14 protein-coding genes are annotated in these 18,860 nt (G+C 40.5%); 12 read left to right on the forward strand and 2 right to left on the reverse strand.

Annotated features, from left to right (window positions below; all coding sequences use genetic code 11):
- Positions 1-67 precede the first annotated feature (67 nt).
- Positions 68-412, reverse strand: coding sequence for a mannan-binding protein (locus AC106S_RS00695; protein WP_482437209.1), 345 nt, complete (start codon positions 410-412; stop codon positions 68-70).
- A 614-nt stretch (positions 413-1,026) separates the two neighbouring features.
- On the opposite strand from AC106S_RS00695, the gene AC106S_RS00700 reads away from it, so the two are divergent.
- The 9 genes from AC106S_RS00700 (at position 1,027) to AC106S_RS00740 (ending at position 13,695) form a co-directional block, all read left to right on the forward strand.
- A complete protein-coding gene (locus AC106S_RS00700; protein ID WP_482437210.1) occupies positions 1,027-1,635 on the forward strand; it encodes a hypothetical protein in 609 nt (202 codons plus the stop codon).
- Positions 1,636-1,715: 80 nt separating this feature from the next.
- Positions 1,716-3,329, forward strand: a complete 1,614-nt coding sequence (locus AC106S_RS00705; RefSeq protein WP_482437211.1) for a Na+/H+ antiporter — start codon at positions 1,716-1,718, stop codon at positions 3,327-3,329.
- A gap of 85 nt (positions 3,330-3,414) precedes the next feature.
- Positions 3,415-4,590, forward strand: a complete 1,176-nt coding sequence (locus AC106S_RS00710) for an MFS transporter (protein WP_482437212.1) — start codon at positions 3,415-3,417, stop codon at positions 4,588-4,590.
- Between the two features lie 7 nt (positions 4,591-4,597).
- Positions 4,598-5,359 (forward strand): siderophore-interacting protein, encoded by a 762-nt coding sequence (locus AC106S_RS00715; RefSeq protein ID WP_482437213.1) that lies wholly within the window; start codon positions 4,598-4,600, stop codon positions 5,357-5,359.
- 66 nt (positions 5,360-5,425) lie between these two features.
- The gene (locus AC106S_RS00720) at positions 5,426-5,995 is read left to right on the forward strand and encodes a Crp/Fnr family transcriptional regulator (protein WP_482437214.1); all 570 of its coding nucleotides are present in this window, start codon (positions 5,426-5,428) and stop codon (positions 5,993-5,995) included.
- Positions 5,996-6,055: 60 nt separating this feature from the next.
- Positions 6,056-6,700 carry a hypothetical protein gene (locus tag AC106S_RS00725; protein ID WP_482437215.1) on the forward strand — a complete coding sequence of 215 codons (645 nt, stop codon included), beginning with the start codon at positions 6,056-6,058 and terminating at the stop codon, positions 6,698-6,700.
- A gap of 896 nt (positions 6,701-7,596) precedes the next feature.
- The gene (locus tag AC106S_RS00730) at positions 7,597-7,959 is read left to right on the forward strand and encodes a hypothetical protein (protein ID WP_482437217.1); all 363 of its coding nucleotides are present in this window, start codon (positions 7,597-7,599) and stop codon (positions 7,957-7,959) included.
- A gap of 239 nt (positions 7,960-8,198) precedes the next feature.
- Positions 8,199-12,536 carry a CusA/CzcA family heavy metal efflux RND transporter gene (locus AC106S_RS00735; protein WP_482437218.1) on the forward strand — a complete coding sequence of 1,446 codons (4,338 nt, stop codon included), beginning with the start codon at positions 8,199-8,201 and terminating at the stop codon, positions 12,534-12,536.
- A gap of 7 nt (positions 12,537-12,543) precedes the next feature.
- A complete protein-coding gene (locus AC106S_RS00740; RefSeq protein WP_482437219.1) occupies positions 12,544-13,695 on the forward strand; it encodes an efflux RND transporter periplasmic adaptor subunit in 1,152 nt (383 codons plus the stop codon).
- Between the two features lie 104 nt (positions 13,696-13,799).
- Here the strand turns inward: AC106S_RS00740 and AC106S_RS00745 are convergent, their stop codons facing one another.
- Positions 13,800-14,324, reverse strand: coding sequence for an OmpH/Skp family outer membrane protein (locus AC106S_RS00745; RefSeq protein WP_482437220.1), 525 nt, complete (start codon positions 14,322-14,324; stop codon positions 13,800-13,802).
- 431 nt (positions 14,325-14,755) lie between these two features.
- Between AC106S_RS00745 and AC106S_RS00750 the strand changes: the two genes are divergently transcribed.
- The 3 genes from AC106S_RS00750 to kdsA all read left to right on the forward strand — a co-directional run bounded on the left by AC106S_RS00750 (position 14,756) and on the right by kdsA (position 18,840).
- A complete protein-coding gene (locus tag AC106S_RS00750) occupies positions 14,756-16,564 on the forward strand; it encodes a hypothetical protein (protein WP_482437221.1) in 1,809 nt (602 codons plus the stop codon).
- 204 nt (positions 16,565-16,768) lie between these two features.
- Complete coding sequence (locus tag AC106S_RS00755) at positions 16,769-17,716, forward strand: aldo/keto reductase (RefSeq protein ID WP_482437222.1); 948 nt, start codon at positions 16,769-16,771, stop codon at positions 17,714-17,716.
- A 314-nt stretch (positions 17,717-18,030) separates the two neighbouring features.
- Positions 18,031-18,840, forward strand: coding sequence for a 3-deoxy-8-phosphooctulonate synthase (gene kdsA, locus AC106S_RS00760; protein ID WP_482437223.1), 810 nt, complete (start codon positions 18,031-18,033; stop codon positions 18,838-18,840).
- Positions 18,841-18,860: the final 20 nt, after the last annotated feature.

Below are 18,860 nucleotides of genomic sequence, written 5' to 3' on the forward strand. Positions count from 1 at the left end.
AAAAATCTCCGGAGATTTCCGGAGATACCAAATTCATTGACCTGCAATCAGGTTAATTATTAATTTTTCAGAACTTAAACAAGCATTCGCAAACACTCATTTTACCTTCTACAACCGTACTCCAGGACCCGGTCCAGGTTCCCCCGTAAGAAGCACATATCGCAGGACATACCTCTTTAGCATCTTCATTGCTCCAGATAGGCCCGGCAAGAACATTCAGTTTATACTCCGTGCTTCCGGATGCTTCCGTATCATATTCAACTTCAATAACACTCATCGCCCCTTCGACAACGGTGCTCCATTGTCCGGTAAATTTTCCTAAATGAGCCGCAGCAATACGGCCTCCTAATTTTTGTGCCTCATCGTTGCTCCAGAGAGGGCCGGCAACGATGTTGATTTTAAATTTTGACATGATGTAAAGTTTTTGTGGTTATTTAACATTACAAAGTTGTCACTTTAAAGAGAGATATACTACCGTGAAAAATACCAAATATTTAACTGCGTATTTTCACCTAAATGGGATACAAAATTGAGATTAAAAACATGATTCCAGGTAAAAATCATCGTTATATAACCCTGAGAGCCTGTTTTCATTTAATGGTAAGATAAACAATTACATTTAAAGAAATAAAAAAGGTCCCCGTAAAAGGGAGACCTTAAAAAAACACAAATGATGAAAAAAAATTATTTCGATCCACAAATATAAGCAAAAATTACATTATGCAAAACATTGTTTCAATATAAAATTTTAAAAAATATTCATTCCAGATAAAAATAAGGATTCAATAAGTAATTTCTGTTATCAACTATTTATTTGTAATGTACAGATGATGATTACAGATTTCTGATAAGAAATTGCCGGGAGATAAAGGATGAAGTGAAGCAAACTGATCTGTTTTACAGACTTTCTTTTTATATGCAGGATTTAAGATGATATAGCCGGAAAGAAAATCAATCATTTGTGACTATGCTCATAAAAGAACGGTATTTTTTTTTCGTTAATTTATTCTGTCAAACCACAGTAATATGAAGCCAAAATTGATTAAAGGAGTCCCACAGCAGCATTCAGGTGGATTTCATGATACAGAAAGCCGGAAGCAATATGAAGAAGCCCTTCTTCCGTTAAAGTTTGAAATACTGAAAAAAAGATTTTTCTCAGTCAACAAATGGAAAAGCTACTGCGGCAAAGGCTTTGCTGATTTTAGGCTTTATGACTCATCAGGAAAAGAAGCCGGCCGCGATCCCCGGAAAGGAGATTATATGAGGATTGATATTCCGGGACCTGGAGAAAGTGAAGCCAGGGGATATGACTGGGTAGAAGTTACAGACATCTGCTATTATCAGGACAATACTTCAGAAAGCATACAGATGACCTGCAGACCTTCCAGAGATCCCCAAATAACAAATAACGGTCACATTGCTCATTTTTACAGCAACGGAGCTACCTCTACATTTATGATATCCAGAACTCCCGGTTACTTAAAAGCCGCGGTGTACGGAAGAAACGAAACTCCTAATTTTAAAGCCGGTTTCATTGATGTGGTCAGAAATCTCATGGTGGCTGCCGGAGGAATAATGGGTATTTCCAAAATCCAGTGGAAGCAGCTTGCTGACGGCTTTCTTGATTTCGACTGATAGCCGGATCGTCCTTTTTTGACTTACATCAAAGTTCCGGAAATGCCTTCTGCCTATTTTCGCGGCTTAAAAAATAAGCTATGGCAGAACTTGAAAAAATCATATGGATATCCGTTATTTTAATCGTTATTATTTCGGTAAAAGGCAGGATTAAACTGGCTCTTCCTGTCCTTCTTGTATCGGCAGGACTTATACTCAATCTTACAGGATTAGTTCCCTCCATTGAAATGAGTCCGGAAATGATCTTTTATGTGGTATTGCCTCCAATTCTGTTTGACGCTGCCTGGAATACTTCTGTTCCGGATTTTAAAAAAGAATTTTTAAAAATATCTATTCTGGCTGTGGGGCTGGTATTTCTTACCACGACCATAATTGCTTTTGCTGTTCACAGCATGATTCCGGGGTTTAGCTGGCCGCTCGCATTTATTCTTGGTGCTGTTGTTTCTCCTCCCGATGCAGTTGCCGCTACCAGCATTACCAAAAATCTTCCGATTCCTCAAAAGCTGGTGACCATCCTTGAAGGAGAAAGCCTGCTGAATGATGCTTCGGCACTCATTGCCTATAAATGTGCTGTTGCCGCGATTACCAGTGGCGTTTTTTCTTTCCGGGATGCAGGAACTCAGTTTATAACAGCCAGCCTGGGCGGAATTATAGCCGGGCTGCTGCCTGGTTTTCTCTTTCTGAAACTTCACAGATATTTTAACGGTCACAGCAATGCCGAAACATTTGCCGTTCTGCTTCTGCCTTTTGCCGTGTACAGCCTGGCGGAACATTTACACTGCTCCGGGGTACTGGCTGTTGTCACCCTCGGAATGTTCCTTTCCTGGAATTCATTTTTCATCTTTAGTGCAGACAGCAGAATACAGATGGGAAATTTCTGGGAGGTGATCATTTTTGTACTGAACGGGCTGGTATTTCTTATTCTGGGAATGCAGCTGCCCGGGATTATAGCAGATATTCCGGTTTCCGGGCTGCCGGTTCTCATCGTGTACGGATTTCTGATATTCATTATTCTGGTTGTTATCAGGCTCTTTGTTTTGGCTGTATTTCCTGTTTTTTCCGATAAGAATCCGGAAAACCGGACCCTTTTTATGAACCAGACCAAAAAAGAATACCTTATTCTATCATGGTCGGGAATGAGGGGAGTCGTTTCACTGGCAGCCGCATTGGCCCTGCCTCTCCATTATAATATCAGCATCGGACAGAGAAGCACTCTGCTTTTCATCACTTTTGTTGTGATTCTTTTTACGCTTCTGATACAGGGGCTTACCCTCCCGAAGCTCATCAGGATGATAAAACCGGCAGCACAGAACATACAGAATGAAGAAATCCTGAACAGAAAGCTTCTTGAAAAATCAATATCATTTCTGAAAAATTTTAAAAGCGAAAGCACCGCTTCAGACTATGCCGTAAAAAAAATGACAGAAAAACTGGAAAAAGAAGAAAGTGAAATCTTTAACAGTGAAAAAGAATCTGCCTCTTCCGGAGATCAGGCTTTCCTGAAAAAAGTGTATTATGATCTGGAACTTCAGCTTGCCGGACATCAGAGAAAAGAGCTTATCAAAAGTTATCACTCCGGTGAATTTTCTCTTGATGTGATCCGCAAAAAAGAATGGGAACTGGATTTCTGGACAGCCACCATCCGTCATGAAATGGAAGCCTTGAACACCGGCAACCCCTCTTCCAAAAAATGATTTTTTCCTTTTTTGACTTAAATCAAAGTTTTGCATTGCCGCGTACAGGACATTTGCATCCGAATATTTTTACACACACACATTTATGAGTACAACATTAGAAAAAGGACAGACCCTCAGCTTTTATCAGGCTGCCGCACCCATCATCATATCAGTGTTCGGGGTTTATCTTACCATTGGAACAGTGCTGGGAGTGCTGCCGGAGTTTGTTCAGAAGAACCTGGGCTTTGACAGTATTGTGGTAGGTCTCGTTATCGGGCTGCAGTCATTGTCAACTCTTTTAACGCGGGCTTATTCCGGTAAAATCACCGATACGAAAGGAGCTAAGAACAGTAAAATGACAGGGGTGGTCCTGGCCGTTATTGCCGGAATCGCTTATATACTGGCTGTATCACTTCAGGAAAATCCGGTTTTGGCACTTTCTTTTCTGTTGCTGGCAAGGATGATTCATGGGGTAGGCGAAAGCTTCCTGGTTACCGGTGCTTTAACCTGGGGAATAGGGCTGGCAGGTCCTTCCAGTTCAGGAAAAGTAATGACGTGGAACGGAATTGCCATGTATGCAGGGATTGCTATCGGAGCTCCGCTGAGTATATGGCTCAGTAAAGGATATGGGAATTTTTCCGCATTTCTGCTTATTATCCTGCTGCCTTTTGTAAGCTGGATCGCAACGGTGAAGTTACCCTCAATCCCGGTGGATAAAGATCATGTGAGAACCCCTTTCTATAAAGTTATCGGAGCTATTTCCGGGCAGGGGCTCAGTCTGGCATTTTCTTCCCTGGCATTCGGATGTATTGCCTCTTTTATCGCCTTATTCTTTACAGAAAAGAACTGGGGCGATGCTTCTCTTGCTTTCATTACTTTCGGAGCCTGCTATGTTCTCACCCGGATCTTCTTCGCTTCTTTTCCGGACAAATACGGAGGCTTCAGAATTGCTTTCATTTCTTTGATCATCGAAGTTATCGGACAGCTTCTGATCTGGACCTCGGCTTCCAAAACAGGTGCTGTTATCGGATGCGGATTAACGGGAGTAGGATTTTCACTGGTCTTTCCGGCATTGGGCGTACTGGCCATTCAAAAAGTAAAACCCCAGATGAGAGGAACAGCTTTGGGGGCTTATGTCGCTTTTGTAGATCTTTCCCTCGGGCTTGCCGGTCCTGTGGCAGGACTTGTTGCCAGCGGATTCAGCTATCAGGCCGTGTATCTGTTTGGCGGAATCAGCTGTGTTCTTTCATTAATTATCCTGATGCTTAATAAAAAATAAAACAGATATGACTGCAAATTCTATAAAAACAGAAAAAATACGTTCAGCATTTACTGTTAAAGATAAAAAATTCCTGACCCCTCATTTTATCCGTCTGTTTTTTGAAATAGATGATCAGCAGACAGAATGGCTGGCTCATGTGAAATCAGGTTCCAATAATAAACTTTTTATTCCATCGGGCGAAAATGGAATCAATGCTGAACAGGAACTGATCACAAGAACTTATACCAACCGTAAAATTGATATGGAAAATAAAGAATTGCTGATTGATTTTGTCGCTCACGGAGACAACGGGCCGGCTTCAGCATGGGCGTTAAAAGCAGTTCCGGGTGACATTCTTGAAATAGGAATGAAACAAAGTTCAAGGCCCCTGGTTCCTGATGCAGATTTCTATCTTTTCATAGGAGACGCGACAGCTCTTCCGGTGATCTGTGCCATTGTAGAAGAACTTCCGTCTTACGTTACAGCAAAAGTCCTGCTGGAAGTATACGGGAAAGAAGATGAAATGATCCTGTGCTCCGCCGCGGATGTATCCGTACACTGGCTGCATAATGCGGAACCTGAAAATGGAAGCAGACTTGCAGATACAGCCAGAACCATTGAATTTCCCGCAGGAATACTGAAAAAATACATATATGCTGCCGCGGAATATTCAACGGTAAAGGCTGTGAAAGACTATTTCAAAACAGAACTGAGCTGGGACCCCCATGGATTATATGCCTGTTCATACTGGAAATCCGGGCAGTCTGAAGACGGGGAAAAACCATAAGGAAACGCAGAAATACAGCCTTATTACACATTTATTACTACATTTGCTGATAACTGATTAAGATCAATGGAAGAACTGTTAAGCTTATATATTAAAAGCAAAATATCGGTAACGGATGAAGAAATGAATACCATTCTTTCTTACTTCAAACCTATCGTCCTGAAAAAGAACGAACTTCTGCTCACCAACGGGCAGACCAGCCAGCGTACTTTTTTCGTGGTGAAGGGCTGTCTCCGGATATTCTTCATCAATGAAGAAGGGCAGGACTCTACCCGGTATTTTGCTTTTGAAAATCAGTTTGCCACTGCGCTTGTCAGCTTTATTACTTCGGAGCCTTCCGAGGAGTTTATTCAGGCTGTGGAAGATTCGGAAGTGTATTATATAACCCATCAGAACTTTTATCATCTGCTGGATATTATTCCGCAGTGGGAAAAGTTTTACAGGATATATCTTGAAATTGCCTATGTTACCAATACCAAACGGCTGATGTCTTTTCTGGTTCAGGATGCGCTTGAAAAATACCGCCAGCTGCTGGATGAAAATCCGGTTATTGTACGCAGGCTCTCCAATAAAATGGTAGCTTCCTATCTCAATATTTCTCAGGAGACCTTAAGCAGACTGAAATCCAGGCTTTAAATTTTCCCGGCCGGAACTATTTCAGAACAGTCCGGCTTTGTAATTCTTAATACTCCAATCATGAACAAATCAGATATTTTCACAGGAACGGTCCTGCTGAAAACTAAAATTGCAGCCTGTACCTATCATTTAAAGATACAAAGCTCAGATTTTCAGCAGGAAAATATGGCAGAATTTTTCTTTTCCAATCCTTATTATAATCCTCAGAGTAAAGTTCTTCAATATGCCTTCTGGAATTATGAACCTGTTTATCACATTGCTGATTTTGCTGTTGATACCTTTTCGGAAGAAGCTGCCCGGTGGATAGAAACCGTTCAGAAAGGAGATACTGTATTTTTCAGGCAGAACCCGGACGAACCTCTTACAGATCAGACGGGAGAGCATTATTTCCTGATTGGTGATTCCGCTTCACTATCCCGGTTATATGAGATCAACAGGATGTTATCTGTGAGTAAAACGGTCAGCAGCCTGATTTATGCGGAACAGGAGGAAGACCTTTTCCCTGATCTGGATCACAGTTTTCCTCTGAATTTCTTTATTTCAAATCCTATCCGGTCAGAAGAAATCATTGAGCATATCCGGAATCATTTCCCGGGAAATGCAAAAAATACCATCGCTTATATTTTAGGGAATGCATCAGTTACAGAAGCTGTTTCCAGGTACATCAGAAAGAATTTTTCTTCCGGAATTTTGAAAATATATTGACCTTAGCTTAGGGTACTAATTTATAGGAAACAGGTTTTGAAGTTGGGATATGGAAGTTGGATTTGCGCAAGGGCGCTATTTTTTTACCAGCATCATGGGTGTAAGGGTGCAAAGATTTTATCTCCGATAATATTTGATGCTGTACTTCTTGCTGAAAATCTTTGATTTTCTTGCGCCTTAAACACAATTCTAATAGTAAAAAAAACTTGCGCCATTGCGATTGTCCAACAAAAAATCTGCTTTATCTGCCAGATCTGCGAGATTTAAAAACCATAAATCTGTGAAATCTGTGGATGCTTTTTTGAAAACGCAAAGGTCTCAGCTTCTTTGTGCATATTTCAGCGAGCCAAGTACAGAATCAACTCTGTTGATCCGGTGAAGCGTTGGATTAGCCTTCGGCCGTTTTTACTACTTAATCTAAAGTGATTAGAGGTGTAAAAACTTGCTGAAAATTTTTGATTTTCTTGCGCCTTAAAATCCATATCAACATTAAACAAAGCCTTGCTGCCCTTTGCGAAAATCCAACAAAAATATTGATTTAATATTCTCTCGCAGATATTGCAGATCGGGCAGATTTTTACAGGATTTTTTTCAAAAACCACATAAATTTAGTTCCCACTGATTTTTTTCTGTGAAATCTGTGCAACCTGTGGGAAATATTTTTAGTAAGTACAAAAATTATCTGCTGGAAATCTATGATTTTCTTGCTTCTTAAAAATATCAGCATAATCAAAATTTTTGCCCTGTTGCGTTTTCAACCCATAGATTGTCTTGCTTCCGGTTTTCTTAATCCGATTCAATTTATTCTGGAAAAGCTTAATAATAAAGAAAAATTCTCAAAAAATTAATGTAAGACGTTCTTTCCGGAAAAATTTAAGCCTTATATTTGCAGGGCAATGTTAAAATGGTTTTCCATAGTATGTTCAATGATGTATGTGTTTGCTACCACCAATGCGGCGGAAGTACTCAAAGTACCTGTCTTCGTAGAGCATCTTATGGAATACGAAGGTAATTTTGCTGAATTTGTCATGGAACACTATGACAATCACAAAAAAGATGCAGACTGGGATACAGATCAGAAACTGCCCTTCATCAATCCTCCGGTTGTACTGATGGTACATGCCCAGATTCCCGAACTCAGCTTTCAGATCGAGAAACCCAAAGAAATCATTGTTTCGCAGAAGAAAACATCTTATCAGGAAAAAGATTTTCCAAGCCTTTACCTTTCCAGAATTTTCCAGCCACCACGGCAGTCTTAAAGATATTCTATATTAAAAATGAGTGCTTAAGCCTTTAAGCAGTCGGTTCTTACTTATCATTAATTAATCCGTTGTATACAACAGTGTTTTTATGTTTTAAACACTGAATGGCAGGTGTTTGTAAAAGGAATTTATATTTTATTTCTTATATACCATGTTTGTTTTTAAAAACCAAAAGAAGAACAAAAGCCTGAAAAGTGTTTTACGAACTACTCCGGATTATCTAATTCATTATTTTCATGTTAAACAAAATTATTGAGTTCTCTGTAAAGAATAAACTCATCATTGCTCTTTTTACCATCGGGCTTATCCTTTTCGGGGTTTATGAAACTATGAAACTCCCTATCGATGCCCAGCCGGATATTACGAATAATCAGGTGCAGGTTATTACCACAGCACCGTCTTACGGAGCCGCAGACATTGAAAGACTGGTAACATTTCCTATTGAACAGGCTACCAGCAATATCAGCGGAATTACCGAACTGCGAAGTTTTTCACGTTTCGGGCTTTCCCTGGTAACGGTAGTTTTCGATGACGATACGGATGTTTACTGGGCAAGGCAACAGGTTCAGGAACGTCTCCAGCTTGTTCAGGAAAATATCCCGGAAGGTATCGGAAAACCGGAACTGGGACCTATCTCAACAGGTCTCGGTGAAATTTTTCAGTATGTTGTACGCGCCAAAAAAGGGTATGAGCATGTGTACGATGAAACCGAGCTCAGAACCATTCAGGACTGGGTAATCAGACGTCAGCTTTTAGGAACAAAAGGAGTGGCGGATGTCAGCAGCTTTGGAGGAAAACTGAAGCAGTATGAGATTGCCATCAATCCGAATCAACTTCAGGCCTTCAACATTAATATCAACGATGTATTCGCGGCATTGGAAAAGAACAATCAGAATACGGGAGGCGCCTATATCGAGAAAAAAGAAACGGTACTTTTTATCCGTAGCGAAGGACTTCTGGGAAGTACGGAGGATATAGGAAATATTCAGGTGGCAGATACGAAAGAAGGAATTCCGGTACACATCAAAGATGTTGCTTCTGTAAAAATTGGATTTGCAACCCGGTACGGTGCGATGACCTACAATGATACAGGAGAGGTATCCGGAGCTATCGTTCTGATGCTGAAAGGTGAAAACGCCAACGAAGTAATCGGAAACATCAAGCAGAGGCTTGAAAAAATCCAGGAATCACTTCCTGAAGGAGTGGTTATAGAACCTTTCCTGGACCGTGCCAAAATGGTAAACAATACCATCAGTACAGTAAAAACAAACTTAATGGAAGGGGCTTTAATTGTAGTTTTCATTCTCGTTCTGTTTTTAGGAAATTTCAGGGCAGGATTATTAGTAGCGTCGGTAATTCCTTTATCCATGCTTTTTGCCATCATTATGATGAATATTTTTGGCGTGGGAGGGAATCTGATGAGTCTCGGAGCTCTTGATTTCGGGCTTATTGTGGACGGAGCCGTCATCATTGTGGAAGCTGTCCTTCATCAGCTGGCCCATAAAAAGCATTTCGGAAAAGACAATATGCTCAGCAAAAAAGAAATGGATGCCCAGGTTTCCGGTTCTGCTGCAAAAATGGTTAACAGTGCTGTATTCGGGCAGATCATCATCCTGATCGTATACCTTCCGATCTTTACCTTACAGGGAATTGAAGGCAAGATGTTCAAGCCTATGGCCCAGACTGTTGCATTTGCCCTGGTTGGAGCGTTTCTTCTTTCGCTGACGTATATTCCGATGATGAGCTCTCTGGTACTGAGCAGAAAGAAAAAAGTTAAGGATAATATCTCAGATAAGGTAATGGCCAAAGCAGAAGCAGGGCATCAGAAACTGCTGATCAGAGCTCTAAAATATAAAAAATCAATCATTCTGGGAGTATTGGTTCTATTTGCAGGTGCTGTGTTTACGCTTTCCAGAATGGGAGGAGAATTTATTCCGTCACTGGAAGAAGGAGACTTTGCTGTTGAAATGAGGATTCTTCAGGGAAGTAATATCAATGAAACTAAAAAGATAACAACCCAGGCCGCCGGAATTTTATTAAAAGAGTTTCCGGAAATAGAGAAAGTGGTAACCAAAATCGGAAGTGCTGAAATACCCACAGAGCCGATGCCAATGGATGCCGGCGATATGATTATTGTTTTAAAACCTAAAAAAGAATGGACCTCTGCAGAATCTTTCCCTGAACTTTCTGAAAAAATGAGCAAATCCCTTCAGGTTATTCCGGGACTTACCACCGGGTTCCAGTTCCCGGTACAGATGCGTTTTAATGAGCTGATGACCGGAGCACGTCAGGATGTGGTATGCAAGATTTACGGTGAAGACCTGGACAGTCTGGCTGTGTATGCGAAAAAACTCGGAAGCATTATCAACACCGTAAAAGGAGCTCAGGATCTTTATCTGGAACCTGTTGTAGGGGCTCCGCAGGTAGTGATTGACTATAACCGGGCAGAGCTTTCCCGTTACAATATTTCTGTTGCAGAAATCAACAGGGTGATCAATATGGCATTCGCGGGACAGACGGCCGGAGCTTTGTATGAAGGAGAAAAGAAGTTTGATATCGTTGTGCGTATGGATAATGAGCATAAGAAAGATATTTCAAGCATTCAGAATCTTCTGGTTCCTACGGCTTCCGGCGAACAGATTCCTTTATCCCAACTGGCCAGAGTGGAGCTTAAAGACAGCCCGAACCAGATCCAGAGAGAAGATACCAAAAGAAGAATTGTGGTAGGGTTCAATGTACGAGGAAGAGATGTTCAGAGTATTGTGGAAGAACTTCAGCAGAAAGCCGGCAAAGATCTTAAGCTTTCATCAGGCTATACCATTTCTTACGGCGGGGCTTTCGAGAATCTGAATGAGGCCAAAGCAAGACTTGGAATCGCTGTTCCTATATCCCTGGTTATGATCTTCCTGTTGCTGTTCTTTGCATTCGGTTCGGTAAAACACAGTCTTCTGATCTATACAGCGATTCCGTTGTCGGCGATTGGCGGTGTTTATTTTCTTGCTTTGAGAGGAATGCCTTTCAGCATCAGTGCCGGAGTTGGATTTATTGCGCTTTTCGGGGTTGCGGTACTTAACGGAATTGTTTTGATATCAGAATTCAACCGTTTAAAAAGCAACGGGATACGCAATACCAGCAGAATTGTACTGATGGGGACAAGAATCAGGCTCCGTCCGGTTCTGATGACTGCTTTTGTGGCTTCCCTGGGCTTCCTTCCGATGGCATTAAGCAACGGAGCGGGAGCAGAAGTACAGCGGCCACTGGCAACCGTAGTGATCGGCGGTCTTATGCTGGCAACACTGCTTACTTTATTTGTCCTTCCCATTCTCTACGTCCTGTTTGAACATATTAATAAAGATAAAATGAAATTTTCAAAAAAAACAAACTATAAAAAACTGTCTGTACTGGCTTTACTGCTTTCATTCGGAGGCATCAGCGCACAGGAGAGCATTACCTTTGAACAGGCCCTGGAAAAGGCTTATCAGCAGAACGGAACTTTAAAAAACACACAATTAATTTCCGATTATCAGGAAAAACTGAAGGCCAGTTATCTGGATATTCCACAGCTTGAGCTTTCAGGAGCCGTGGGACAGATTCAGGGGCAGGAAACCGATAATTCATTTACCGTATCACAGAGGTTCAGTTTTCCTACGGTATATTCCAAAAGAAAACAGCTTCTGGATGCGGAATGGAATGCCGGTATAATCAATCAGAAACTTACAAAAGCCCAGCTTACGAAAGAAGTTTCTGATGTGTTTTACAGGATTTTAACCCTCCAGGAAAAAAAGAAAGTTCTGGAATACATCAGCGGGCTGTACAGTCAGTTTTCAGAAAAAGCGGGCCTCAGACTGAAAAAAGGAGAAGCCAATATTCTGGAAGAATCAACAGCCGCTTTACAGAAAGAGCAGGCAGGTATACAGCTTAATTCTCTTGAAAACGACCTTAATATTGCCAAACTCCAGCTTCAGTTACTACTTCAGTCTGAAACACCTTACCAGCCGGTAGCAGACAAAGCACTCATGGATGTGAATCTTCAGCTTTCTGATGATAAAGTAAAGCAGCATCCGGAACTGCTGTATCTTCAGCAGCAGATCAAAGCAAATGAAGCGGAAGTTCAACTGGAAAAAAGCAGGCTTTTACCGGAACTTATGGTGGGATATACCAACCAGAGTATGAAAAATATCAATAACAGCCGTTTCAATTCTGTTCAGGTGGGCGTGGGAATTCCTGTATTTACGAAAGGTCAGCGTGCTCTGGCTAAGGCTGCCGAAGTTAAAATCGCCGTTACCGAAAACCAGTATCAGCGTAAAGAAATTGAGCTTAAAAACAGGCTTTCACAGCAGATCAGCCAATACATGAACCTGGAAAAAATCATTGAAAACTATGAACAGAAACAGCTTCCCAAATCCGAAACCATTCTGAATGCAGCACGGAAACAGATGGAAGTTGGGGAAATCGATTACCTGGATTGGGTGATTTTAGTCAATCAGGCGGTGAAGATCAAGGCAGATTATATCGACCAGCTGGAAAAGCTGAACCAAACCGGTGCAGAACTCAATTTTTTAATTTCAAAATAACAGCGGAATGCAATTCAAAAAAATATCAATATACAGTCTTTGCTTAACTCTGGTTTTATCTTCATGCTCCGGGAAAAAGGAAGAAGAAAAAACAGTGTATGAAAACAATAAATTTGCCCAAAGCAGCGAAAATACGGTTCATCTTTCGGAAAAACAGCTTCAGTCCGTAGGATTAACGACTACTTCCATTCAGAACAGGAATATGGAAAAGCTGGTAAGGCTGAACGGAAAAGCAGAAATCGCCCCGTCGCATATCAGCTCGGTTTCCAGTATTATGGGCGGACATATCCAATCGATTAATGTGATCAGCGGAAGCCGTTTCAGTAAAGGGCAGGTTCTCGCGGTAGTGGAAGATCCACAGTTTATCCAGCTTCAGCAGGATTATCTGGTAACCAGAGCCCAGCTGGAGTCGGCAAGACTGAACCTGAACCGCCAGAAAGACCTTAATACAAGCAAAGCCAGCAGCGATAAAACTTTACAGACGGCTCAGGCAGATTATTCCACGCTTAATGCAACTTTAAAAGGGCTGGAGGAAAAGCTCAGAATTATCGGGATCAGTGCCAAAGGGCTGAATTCCGGAAATATCAGAAGCAAAATTAATGTGTATGCCCCTTTCAGTGGTTTTGTAAGCAAAATCCTGGTGAATAACGGTCAGTATGTAAATCCTTCCGATACCTTGTTTGAGCTGATCAACCCGGCCGGACTATTGCTGGAATTAAAAGTATTTGAAAATGATGTGAATGATATCAGAACAGGGCAGGAAATCCTGGTGTACAGCAACCAGAATCCTGAACTGAAATCCAATGCGAAGATCATAAGCGTTGTTCCGAATATCGAAAACGGAGGTTCCGCTACGGCAATAGCCAGGCTGTCAACCACCAATTCCGAGTTTGTAAAAGGAATGTACATCAATGCTGAAGTGATTATCAGCAGCCGTTATACAGAAGGGCTGCCTAATGAATCCGTAGTATCTTTTGAGAATAAAAACTATGTTTTTGAAGACCTCGGAAAATCGCAGTATAAAATGATCCCGGTGGCTGCCGGAATTTCAGATGATCAGTTTACGGAAATCTTAAAGGCAGAACATCTGAAGAATAAAAAAATAGTGCAGAAAGGTGCTTACAGCCTGCTGATGATGCTTAAAAACAAAGCAGAGTAGAATACTTCATCTATTTCTTATCCTCATAAAGCAAAAGAGAAACAGTTTCAGGTTGTCTTTTTTGCTTTTTTTATTGATACTTTTATGGTGCTCATTTCGTGTTATCATTTTTTTACTGATGCTCCTTTTAAAAGAAACTCCAGTACTTTTTCTGTATAATCGAATCTTTTTTGAAGATAAAGAATATTGCTGTCTTTATTGTGAACCGTGCTCAATCCATTCTTTTCAGCAATTATTGTGATTGCATTATGGATCTGGTCTTCAAAGGGGACGATCAGGTTTTTTCTGAGAGTCGTAATTTCTCCGTTAGATCCGAATCTTAAGCTGGTTGTATTTTTAATGCTTTTCTCAAGTTCCTCTATTTCTTTTTCTCTTATCTTCAGCTGATTTCCAACCAGTAAAACCTTTTCGCTGTCAAAGTTTGATTTTTTGATTTCATACTCAGACTGTAAACGCTGGAGTTCCAGTTCCCATGTCTTAATCTGAGCATTTAATCTTGCTTCTGCTTCCTTATATTGGGGCATTTTCTCCAAAATGTACTGAATATCTACATACCCTGTTTTCTGTGCACTGCTGAAATTAAAAAATAAGAATACTAAAAATGTGAAGAGTCTTTTCAGGTTTTTCATGGTAGGATAAGTTTAATGATCTAAAGAACGGCAGATGGTGTTAATTATTATCGACTGTATAAAATATCCGGTTGTGCCTTATGAAATGAATAGAAAATTTTAAACCTTACAATCGTTGGCTGTGGCGGACCTTTTTAGTCTTTTTTAGAAAAAGAGTTTCCCGAAAACCGGCAATCCGGACTTGTGAAAAAGAACTGAAGTCATGAACTCACAGACAAAGATAAAACAGGAAAGTAAACATAAGCATAAAAATTGGCGGTAACTGAAAAATGAAAACTCAGGATCTGTGGCAAAAGAATGATATTTCGCAGGTTTTTAATTTTAAAAATAGTATTCGGTGCATAATTCATGTTAAAGTAATATATTTAAGCAGTGAATTAGTTTAAAAAGGATTTTAGTGTATTATTAATGAAGAACTTTTATTAAAAAATATGACAAAAAAACCTTTGCACAATTTCCATATTCCGGTAATGGGGCTTGCCTATACGATAGACAGCCCGATTCGTGTCGCGCAATATGGAATATCTTCCGTGATCTCTATTATTGATGATGAGATCCTGGAGAAAATGAAAGATTTTTATAACAAAAAATTCAATCTCAATTATCTGGGAATCCCGGTGAAAACAGAGGATTACAGAGCCAAAAGAATTACGGCTTACCTGGATATGGTAGATGATATCGTAAATGAAAAATTTGAATCGTTCAAGCAGGAGATCAGTAAAAACAGAGAGGCATTAAAAAACTTTATCTCGATTCTTCCCAACAGTTCAGATTTAAAAGCCGGACTTCAGCAGCTTATCAGTCAGAAGGATCATTTTGGGTGTGTGGTCAGAAATTTTATTGAAACCAATTTAATGCCCGGAAATATAGATGTCAATATCATGACAAAAGTAGATAAGGATAACTATAAAAAAGGGGAGCAGCTTCCGGTGATCTACAATGATGCCCATGCTTCATTGCGGGGTTTTGCCAACAGCAAACTGTCTTCTTCCGTGGTCTTATCTGCCGGGATGAATCCTCGTTTATACAGCTATCTTGAAGAATTTGACGATTTCTTTCCTGATCAGAACGGAATGATAAAAAAGAAAATTATCTTAAAAGTAAGTGATTTCCGTTCAGCCATGATCCAGGGGAATTTTCTGGCTAAAAAAGGGCTTTGGGTTTCTGAATACAGAATAGAATCGGGGCTTAACTGCGGCGGACACGCATTTGCTACGGAAGGGCTGCTTCTGGGGCCTATTATGGAAGAATTTAAGCAGAAAAAGAATGATCTGATTCAGTCGGCTCATATTTTAATGACAGCCGCGCTGGAACAGAAAGGAAAATCTACTGTTTCTCAGCCTTTGGAGATGAAAATTACCGTTCAGGGCGGGGTAGGAACCTCGGAAGAACATGAATTCCTTCTTGAAAACTACAATGTGGACAGCGTAGGATGGGGATCTCCGTTCCTGCTGGTTCCGGAAGCGACCTCCGTAGATCCTGATACCAGAAAACTCCTTCTGGAAGCGAAAGAACGGGACTATTATACGAGCAATATATCACCTTTAGGCGTTCCTTTCAATACCGTGCGCGGAACCTCCAACGAAGTACTGAAATATCAGAAAGAAACAGCCGGAAGATACGGAAGTTCATGTCCGAAAAAGCTTCTGGCACTGAATAAAGAATATTCTCCGGAAGGTACCTGTACGGCATCTAAAAAATATCAGGATATAAAACTGGAAGAGCTTCAGTCGGAAAAAGAAACATTATCCGCAGAGGAATTTAACCGGAGAAAAGCGCAGATTACAGATAAAGCCTGCCTGTGTGTGGGGCTGGTCAATTCAGCTTATATGGAGCAGAATATCCGGATCAAAGGAGAAAAACAGGGAGTTGTGATATGTCCGGGGCCTAATCTTGCTTTTTTTGATAAAGAAGTCTCCCTGACTGAAATGGTACAGCATATTTACGGCAATGCCAACATCCTGCCGGATAACCACCGCCCGAATATGTTCATCAGTGAACTCAAAATGTACGTTGATTATTTAAAAAAAGAAATGGAAACATCTTCTGTATCTGTTACCCATGCTCAAACCAAAAAGTGGAATGCATTCAAAAAGAATCTGCTGGAAGGCATAGAATATTACCATGAACTTTTTAAAAAATCTTCTTTCTTTAAAAATACAGGGGATACCATAAACCTGCAGCTGCAGAAACATAAACTGGAACTTACAGCCATTGAGATTCCTCAGGCTTCAAAGTAACAGCTCTTTTTAATTGATAGATTAAAACAGTCTTCTTTCGGGAGGACTGTTTTTGTGATGCAGACTTTCCATTGTCGGTATCATTTATTTTAAAGAATTCATCAGCTTTTTCATGAATAAAAACTATAAGCGAAATGCCTATTTTGAATAAGTGATCCTTCCTGATATTCCTTACCTTAGTATCTCTTTAGTAAAATTATTCTTATGGAAAAAAGAAAGATCAGAAATACAGATCTGACAGTTGCCCCGGTTAATTTCGGAGGAAATGTTTTCGGATGGACCCTGGACGAAAAGCAGTCTTTTGATATCCTGGATCAGTTTACAGATGCAGGATTCAATTTTATAGATACCGCAGATACCTATTCATGGTGGGTGAACGGAAAAGGAGGACAGTCCGAAGAAATTATCGGAAAATGGATGAAAAGCCGTGCCAGCCGGAACAATATTGTTCTTGCAACCAAAGTTGGATCTGAAACCCAGGAACATGGGTATGACATCAGTAAAAAGCACATCCTGAAATCTGTGGATGAGTCCCTGAAGCGTCTTCAGACGGATCATATTGATCTGTATTACACCCATTTTGATGATAACACCACTCCGGTAGAAGAAACCCTTTCAGCGTACGATGAAATCATCAAAGCCGGAAAAGTACGCTATATAGCAGCGTCCAATCTCTCTCCTGAACGGCTGAAAGCTTCATTTGATGCTTCCGAAAGAGAAAATCTCCCGAAATATGTTGCCCTTCAGCCTCATTATAATCTGATGGAAAGGGAAGGATTTGAAAAAAATTATGCCCCGTTGGCTGAACAATATGATCTGAGTGTATTTCCATACTGGTCGCTGGCCGCAGGTTTTCTGACCGGAAAGTACCGTACGGAAGCAGATCTTTCAAAAAGCCAGAGAGGAGAAGGTGTCCGCAAATACCTGAATCCGAAAGGCCTTGAAGTCTTGAAAGCTCTCGATCAGGTCAGTGAAAAGCATCAGACTTCACAGAGCACGGCTGCATTGGCCTGGCTTCTTTCCAACCCTCTGATCACCGCACCTATCGTAAGTGCTACCAGTGCATCACAGCTTGAAACCCTGTTCAGTGCCCCGGAACTTGTTTTAGATAAAGAAGATATAGATTTGCTTAATCAGGCAAGCAGGTATTAAAATTAACCTTTTGATTATACGAAAATCCGTTCTGTATCAGGACGGTTTTTTAATTTTTTGATATGAGGTGATGGAGCACTTTTATTGGAGATATCATAATGGTTTAAACACCGCTATCTGGCGTTTTCCGGCATACTTTTATTCCCCACAGACATCGGTTGCAGCCTATATTTTTAAGTTCAGGATTTATAATTCAGACTCTAAAAGAGACTTTTATCATCATTAATGGATTTTATCAGAAGATACTGTATAAAAGAATTTCCTATTCTGAAACTTTCTCAGTATTTTTACTGAACTTTTAATTCAAATAAAAAATGATTCAGTATTTAGATAATATCCGTCACAAAGATTCAAAAAACTTTTTCCTTATTGCCGGCCCTTGTATTATTGAAGGGGAAGATATGGCTTTAAGAATTGCCGAAAAAGTAATCAGTATTACGGACAAATATAATATTCCTTATATTTTCAAAGGAAGCTTTAAGAAAGCCAACAGAAGCCGTGTAGATTCTTTTACAACCATCGGTGAAGAAAAATCCCTGGAAATTCTTAAAAAAGTAGGAGAGACCTTTAATATCCCTACTACTACGGATATTCATGAAAATGAACATGCTGCTCTGGCGGCACAGTATGTGGATGTCCTGCAGATCCCGGCATTTTTGGTACGTCAGACCGATCTTCTGGTAGCGGCAGCAAAAACCGGAAAATGTGTAACCCTGAAAAAAGGACAGTTCCTTTCTCCGGAAGCCATGAAATTTGCCGTTCAGAAAATAACGGATTCCGATAATCAGAAAGTAGCCATTATTGAGAGAGGAAATTCTTTCGGATATACAGATCTGATTGTGGATTACAGAGGTATTCCTACAATGAGAGAGTATGCACCTGTTATTCTTGATGTTACCCATTCATTACAGCAGCCGAATCAGAGCTCCGGAGTTACAGGAGGACGGCCGGACCTGATCGAAACGGTAGCCAAAGCAGGAATTGCGGTAGGAGCAGACGGAATTTTTATCGAAACCCATCCAACACCGGAAACCGCCTTATCAGACGGTGCCAACATGCTAAGACTGGATTTATTAGAAGATTTATTACAAAAATTAACAAGAATCAGAGAATCGATTTTGTAATTGTTAAAAAATAATTAATT

Source organism: Chryseobacterium sp. FR054 (genome assembly GCF_056844565.1).

What these genes read in the sequence shown, in the direction of transcription:
- AC106S_RS00740 (WP_482437219.1), top strand. Translation starts at nt 12,544, where the DNA reads ATGCAATTCAAAAAAATATCAATATACAGTCTTTGCTTAACTCTGGTT.
- kdsA (WP_482437223.1), top strand. Translation starts at nt 18,031, where the DNA reads ATGATTCAGTATTTAGATAATATCCGTCACAAAGATTCAAAAAACTTT.
- AC106S_RS00700 (WP_482437210.1), top strand. Translation starts at nt 1,027, where the DNA reads ATGAAGCCAAAATTGATTAAAGGAGTCCCACAGCAGCATTCAGGTGGA.
- AC106S_RS00755 (WP_482437222.1), top strand. Translation starts at nt 16,769, where the DNA reads ATGGAAAAAAGAAAGATCAGAAATACAGATCTGACAGTTGCCCCGGTT.
- AC106S_RS00745 (WP_482437220.1), bottom strand. Translation starts at nt 14,324, where the DNA reads ATGAAAAACCTGAAAAGACTCTTCACATTTTTAGTATTCTTATTTTTT.
- AC106S_RS00705 (WP_482437211.1), top strand. Translation starts at nt 1,716, where the DNA reads ATGGCAGAACTTGAAAAAATCATATGGATATCCGTTATTTTAATCGTT.
- AC106S_RS00720 (WP_482437214.1), top strand. Translation starts at nt 5,426, where the DNA reads ATGGAAGAACTGTTAAGCTTATATATTAAAAGCAAAATATCGGTAACG.
- AC106S_RS00735 (WP_482437218.1), top strand. Translation starts at nt 8,199, where the DNA reads ATGTTAAACAAAATTATTGAGTTCTCTGTAAAGAATAAACTCATCATT.
- AC106S_RS00715 (WP_482437213.1), top strand. Translation starts at nt 4,598, where the DNA reads ATGACTGCAAATTCTATAAAAACAGAAAAAATACGTTCAGCATTTACT.
- AC106S_RS00725 (WP_482437215.1), top strand. Translation starts at nt 6,056, where the DNA reads ATGAACAAATCAGATATTTTCACAGGAACGGTCCTGCTGAAAACTAAA.
- AC106S_RS00730 (WP_482437217.1), top strand. Translation starts at nt 7,597, where the DNA reads ATGTTAAAATGGTTTTCCATAGTATGTTCAATGATGTATGTGTTTGCT.
- AC106S_RS00695 (WP_482437209.1), bottom strand. Translation starts at nt 412, where the DNA reads ATGTCAAAATTTAAAATCAACATCGTTGCCGGCCCTCTCTGGAGCAAC.
- AC106S_RS00710 (WP_482437212.1), top strand. Translation starts at nt 3,415, where the DNA reads ATGAGTACAACATTAGAAAAAGGACAGACCCTCAGCTTTTATCAGGCT.
- AC106S_RS00750 (WP_482437221.1), top strand. Translation starts at nt 14,756, where the DNA reads ATGACAAAAAAACCTTTGCACAATTTCCATATTCCGGTAATGGGGCTT.